The following is a 5,484-nucleotide window of genomic DNA, read 5'->3' on the forward strand; positions in this document are numbered from 1 at the left end:
TAAATACGTTATTTTATCGATCTTAAGATTTTAAAAACTAATATTAATAATAAGATTTCATTAACTACCTATTTAAAAATTTTAATAATCATTAAAAATTAAGAAAAATGTAAAAACTTTTTTAGAAACAAATAAATATAATTCACTTTAATTATAAGTTATTTTATATATAATTGTCAAGTTATTTTTAACGAATTAACTTAACAAATGTCTGTGGAGTTTATCATAGAGAAGATAAATAAATCCTGTTCTTGTCATAATGAAAGAAATTAGGTCATTAATATATTCACAGAGAAATGCATAAATCAACGATATTGTCTTCATTTTATGTTTTTTTATGTTATGAATTTTTGCGTTTGTTTAAAAAGATTAATTTTTGCCCTCAAACTATTGCAAAACAAACGTATAATAGAGACATAAATAAAAAAAGCAAATTATTTTTAAGCATACATTAAGAATCTATTAATTATACTTTTGCTACAACAACAATCAAAGAAAGAAAAGATAAAACTCAAAAAATTGGCGACAACTAAAAAAATGCATTATAACCACTATAATATCTTCTATATTGATATTATGTTTGATTTTAGGGCTAATTATGTTTTATCAGATGCCCCGAAAATTACCTCCAAAAAACAATATTGGAGCTCATGAAAAATATGAAAATACAGATATTACGACAACGATTTAAAAGAATGGAAAAAACAATATTATATCAAACAAGGAGAATATAAAGGCAGAGAAATCAGAAAAAAATTATATAGAGAAGGTCAAACCCTTTACAATAGCGAAGGAAATAAACATCAATAAAAATATAAAAAAGGTTTTATCAATGATGAATGGTTTTTGGATAATATTAATTTAGGCACTTCAATGGTTTTAAAAGATTTTCAATGAAAATTAGATTATTTAGACATTACACCACCGCCCGCTATATCTGAAAAGATGACTTTTTCCAATGAAACTTACCGACCACCTATCAAAATATTTAAAGGCTTGTTTGGTCGTTTTTATGACATTGAATTTCACCCTAATAATGGTAAAATGATTAAAAAAACTTACTATAATATCCAAGATAATAAAAGAAATATGGCGCAAGAATACGACCTTGAAAACGAAAAATTAAAAAGAACTGCTTACTATAATTCTGATGATTCAGCGAAAGAAACCATTGATCATTAAAGAACATCGTTTTCGCCTTAAAGACCTTATTTGAATGGAGGTCTTTTTATTAACTTAAAAAGATTGTAAAAACAATAAAAATGTATATAATATTAAACAAACCAAAAGTAATGAAAAAAGATCAAAATAAAAAATTTACAGTGTATAATAAAATTCAATTAAAAGTTGAGAAATTAGATAATAATGACAAATTACAATTATTCAAAGATTCTGTTTCCAAAAACAAAATTAAATGTATTATTAATTATAAATTAGTTCCAGAACAACAATACAACAATAATGCTATCAGATAAGCAAGAAAAGCACCTATATAACAAAGATTTAAAAAGTTATATCCTTTCTCATCCTCTTCTCATCCTCCCTCATAACCAAGTTTTTAACAAATCTCTTATTTTCTTTAAAAAAATGATTGACAAACCACTTTATTTAAGTTATAATCTAATTATAAAATTTTAAAAAAAATAAAAGATTAAATTCAGAGGCAGCAATGCAGATTAGTATTATACGGAGAAGGCATTCTTAGAAGTATAAGAAAGGTAATCATCGCCGAATATAAAACTATGGCAATAGTTTTATATGGGGTTATAGAATAAGATCTATAATACTCTTTGCTTTTTTAAAAAGTAATGGGGCTGACCAAAACATAAAACAAAGACTCTTTCTTTTATGCTAACTAAACCCTTACTTTTTAAATTAGTAAGGGTTTTTTCTTTTATTTAAAAAATTTTTTTAAATAAAAAAAGGCAAAAGGTAAGAAAAGATGGATTTAAGGAAAGGAAAAAATTTAATCATTTTGTTAGTTGTTTTATTTTTTATTATTGTAATTGGTTTTGGGGTATTTATTATTACTTTTCTACTAGAAAACCAAGCGATAGCGATCAAAATGTTTTAAGAGTCGGTATGGAAGTAGATTACGCACCTTTTAATTATGGCGTAAGTCCAGGCGACAAAACAGCTGACAGCTATCTTGTCGGAACTAATGGAAGCAATTACGCTGATGGTTATGACGTTCGTATGGCAAAAGCGATAGCTCAACAACTAGGACGTAAATTAGTTATTGTTAAAAAAGAATGGGATGGTTTAATTCCTGCTTTAAACAATCGCGAAATTGATTTAATTGTGGGTGGTATGACTAAAACAGAGGAAAGAGCTCAAGTAATAGACTTCACTGACCCTTACTTAAGACCAACTATACGTTTCATCGTTCATAAAGATAATCCTCAAAATATCCAAAATATTGGCGATTTAAAAGGTAAAAAATTAGGGATCCAAAAAGAAACCATTTATGAAAGTAAAACAAAAGAATTGGCTGGCGGTGAAGCAAACGTAAGATTTTTAGACAACTATACTGATTTAATTGACCAAACCCAAGGCAAACATATTGTCGGTTTTATGGCTGAATCGCCTTTAGCCCAACTTTATTTAAAAGCATTTCCTGATACATTAAAAACTATTGATAATGTTGATACAGTATTATACCAACAAATGAAAGATGCCAATACGGATATTGACACCAGAATTGGGGTTAAAAAAAATAATCCTTTATTAGGACAAGTTAATGAAGCTTTAAGTAAAATAGATGAAAATACTAGAAACGAATATATGCAACAAGCAGTCCAAAATTATGCACAAAATATATAATATTGATGCAACATTAGACCAAAAAATGAAAAAAGCCGCAGTGTGGATATTGACACCAGAATTGGGGTTAAAAAAATAATCATTTATTAGGGCAAAAGAATGAAGTCTTAAACAAAATAGCACCAATCACTAGAAAAGAATATATGGAAATAGCAGACAAAAATTATGCCACAAAAAAGTAGTATTTTCTCTATCTTAACAAAAAACTATGCTTTATATCTAGAAGGTATTAAAATAACTCTTATTTTAGCGATTATAGGCACCCTAGGAGCGTTTGCAATCGCTTTAGGTATTGTTTATCTAAAAGGTAAAAAACAAGACAGAAAAAAAGTTACTTCTGTTCAATATTATATCCAAACGATAACTGATCAATTGCTCTCTGGCTATATTTTTGTTATCAAAGGCATTCCGATGATGATTCAAGCGATGATTTTTTATTACGGCATTAAATCTTTAGGCAAGTTTGAATGGTTAACTCCTTTAAGAGCTGGTCTCATCGTGATTACTTTCAATTCGACCGCTTATATCGCTGAAATCATTTTAAGAAACGTTAATTTCTTTGATACAGCTCAAATAGAAGCCGCTCAATCTTTAGGGATGACAGAAAAACAAACTTTAAGACATGTTATTTTACCTCAAGCGATCAAAAGATCTTTACTACCGATAATGAACGAATTTATCATTAATTTAAAAGATGGTTCTGTTTTAAGTGTTATTGGGGTAATGGAATTATTCGCCGTTACTAAACAAATTAGAGGAGCAACTTTCAATACTTTCGCTACTTTCAGTATCGCCGGTGTTATTTATTTAATTTTAATTTTATTCGCTAATATCGGTTTAAGGGTGTTAGAGAAAAAATTAGGCACTCATAAATAACCATTAAGTATCAAAAATGCGTTAATTTATTATTAAAACAAAAACTAACCATAAAAAGGGATTTAAAGACTCCTTTTTATGGTTGGTTATAATAATAATTTTTCTGGAACGTTTTCTGGATACAATTCTTTTAAAGCTTAAAATTCATGGTTTAAACTTAAAACTTCTTTTTCATAACCACTTTTAGAAAAAAACCTATTTTATCAACGAAAAATTTAGCCATTGCTTTAATTTTCGCTTCAAAAGCTATCACAGCAGACAAGTCTATTTTAGCGTTTTACCAGCAACATTCATAAGCTGATAAAGCTTTGTTTGTTAACAAAAGAAGATCGATTTCTGTTTCTTGTTCTGTGAGTTTATGCTCTTTTTTAATTTTGGTTTGACCAAAATGACGACTTATCTCTTGTAAAGACATTTTATATTTTTGTTTTAAAAAAGTTTGTGCTATTTTTTCAAATTCATGATAAACAAATTAATCTCTTTGAGGGCTAATAAATTTTTGATAAAATTCTTCTCCTTCTAAGATGTTTTTAGCTGATCTATTTTTTTCAATAAAATGAAAATAAAAATTAAAAAATTGGTCTTTAATGTAATAAATAGTTTTTTTGGTTCATTTTACCAAAACAATTTTCTTTGCCAATAAGACCCATCTTTTCCAAAATAGTGATATATTTAACGTTAGTGCCGGTATTTTTAAGTTTGCTTTTATAAGTTATATCATTTAATTGTGCATTTGCCTTCGGAAATCATTTATAAAATTTTTACATAATGTTAAAACCAAATTAATAATATTATCGGCAAAACTTTCCTTTTGATTAATGCGAGCTAAATAAAAAGGTAATCCGCTAAAAACACTAAAAAACTTATTTTATCTTCTAAAGAAAAATGAGGATAAAAAAGTTTTGCTTCTTGATAATGGAAAGGTTTTAAAAACAAAAGTATTACGACCGTAAAGAGGTTTTTTCGCAGTCAACATATCTTCTACAGTTCCGATGTGACTCCCTGATAAAATCAATTTCACAGTAGAAGTTAATAATTGATGATCAATAATATTTTGCAAAACAGATAAAATGTTATCATCGCTTTACATCAAATAAGAAAATTCATCAATAATAACTACTACCGGAGATAATTGGTTCTTTTTAACCAAATATTGAAATAAATCTTCATATCGGTTAAAAGTGACCTTTTCGTCAAAAAAATTCGCTATCACTTGGCTAAAATATTTTAAATTAGCTGTTAAACTGCTTGTATTAGCAACAAAATAAATAGAAGGATACATTTTTTAGTTATTTCGTTTAATAAGATAGTTTTACCTATTCTTCTTTTGGCATATAAAAGGCCAAATTCAAATTGGTTAGAATTTATTTTTGTTTAAAAACTTTTATTTCTCTTTGTCTCCCAAGAAACATAAATTATCATCTCCTTTTCAATAAAGATATAACGTTTTTTTAACTTAGTCATATCTATATTTCATATCTTTTTTATCTTTTATAACGAGTTAATTTTTTACTGTTTTCTACTAATAAAATGCTTTATAAGACAGTATTTTTTATATTTATGTTATAACAATTTTTACTTAATAATCAACTCCTAAGGATAAAAAAATCTTAATAAGAAAAAAGACATAATCAAAAGAGGATGAGACCCATTGGTTTATTGGTTTTTTTGTGTAAAAAAACTCTTATTGGAGAATGAATTGAGTGTATTAGGTTTTAAATTATTTTTAATTTCTTGAACTATTTAAAAGTGTTTATTGTTAATAATAATAACAAAAAAAGTTGC

General features: G+C 26.7%; 6 protein-coding genes and 1 riboswitch. Of the genes, 4 read left to right on the top strand and 2 right to left on the bottom strand.

The genetic code is table 11. From position 1 onward, the window contains the following. The first annotated feature begins 945 nt into the window (after window positions 1-945). From ON17_RS00480 to ON17_RS00495, 4 genes are all read left to right on the top strand, one after another. Complete coding sequence (locus ON17_RS00480) at window positions 946-1,182, top strand: hypothetical protein (RefSeq protein ID WP_017191512.1); 237 nt, start codon at window positions 946-948, stop codon at window positions 1,180-1,182. Window positions 1,183-1,262: 80 nt separating this feature from the next. Further along, complete coding sequence (locus ON17_RS00485; RefSeq protein ID WP_017191513.1) at window positions 1,263-1,475, top strand: hypothetical protein; 213 nt, start codon at window positions 1,263-1,265, stop codon at window positions 1,473-1,475. Window positions 1,476-1,650: 175 nt separating this feature from the next. Beyond that, window positions 1,651-1,825: riboswitch (Lysine riboswitch) on the top strand. A gap of 257 nt (window positions 1,826-2,082) precedes the next feature. Beyond that, window positions 2,083-2,823 (top strand): transporter substrate-binding domain-containing protein, encoded by a 741-nt coding sequence (locus ON17_RS00490; RefSeq protein ID WP_017191515.1) that lies wholly within the window; start codon window positions 2,083-2,085, stop codon window positions 2,821-2,823. A gap of 165 nt (window positions 2,824-2,988) precedes the next feature. Next, window positions 2,989-3,699, top strand: coding sequence for an amino acid ABC transporter permease (locus ON17_RS00495; protein ID WP_017191517.1), 711 nt, complete (start codon window positions 2,989-2,991; stop codon window positions 3,697-3,699). A 277-nt stretch (window positions 3,700-3,976) separates the two neighbouring features. Here ON17_RS00495 and ON17_RS03505 read toward each other — a convergent pair whose 3' ends face one another. Next, window positions 3,977-4,114: a hypothetical protein gene (locus ON17_RS03505; protein WP_017191519.1), complete on the bottom strand. Its 138-nt coding sequence runs from the start codon at window positions 4,112-4,114 to the stop codon at window positions 3,977-3,979. Window positions 4,115-4,783: 669 nt separating this feature from the next. Beyond that, window positions 4,784-4,981 (bottom strand): hypothetical protein, encoded by a 198-nt coding sequence (locus ON17_RS00500; protein WP_017191521.1) that lies wholly within the window; start codon window positions 4,979-4,981, stop codon window positions 4,784-4,786. Window positions 4,982-5,484: the final 503 nt, after the last annotated feature.

This window comes from Poinsettia branch-inducing phytoplasma str. JR1, from assembly GCF_000309465.1.
GTDB classification, from domain to species: Bacteria; Bacillota_I; Bacilli_A; order Acholeplasmatales; family Acholeplasmataceae; genus Phytoplasma; species Phytoplasma pruni.

What these genes read in the sequence shown, in the direction of transcription:
- ON17_RS00485 (WP_017191513.1), top strand. Translation starts at nt 1,263, where the DNA reads ATGTATATAATATTAAACAAACCAAAAGTAATGAAAAAAGATCAAAAT.
- ON17_RS03505 (WP_017191519.1), bottom strand. Translation starts at nt 4,114, where the DNA reads ATGTCTTTACAAGAGATAAGTCGTCATTTTGGTCAAACCAAAATTAAA.
- ON17_RS00500 (WP_017191521.1), bottom strand. Translation starts at nt 4,981, where the DNA reads ATGTATCCTTCTATTTATTTTGTTGCTAATACAAGCAGTTTAACAGCT.
- ON17_RS00490 (WP_017191515.1), top strand. Translation starts at nt 2,083, where the DNA reads ATGGAAGTAGATTACGCACCTTTTAATTATGGCGTAAGTCCAGGCGAC.
- ON17_RS00495 (WP_017191517.1), top strand. Translation starts at nt 2,989, where the DNA reads ATGCCACAAAAAAGTAGTATTTTCTCTATCTTAACAAAAAACTATGCT.
- ON17_RS00480 (WP_017191512.1), top strand. Translation starts at nt 946, where the DNA reads ATGACTTTTTCCAATGAAACTTACCGACCACCTATCAAAATATTTAAA.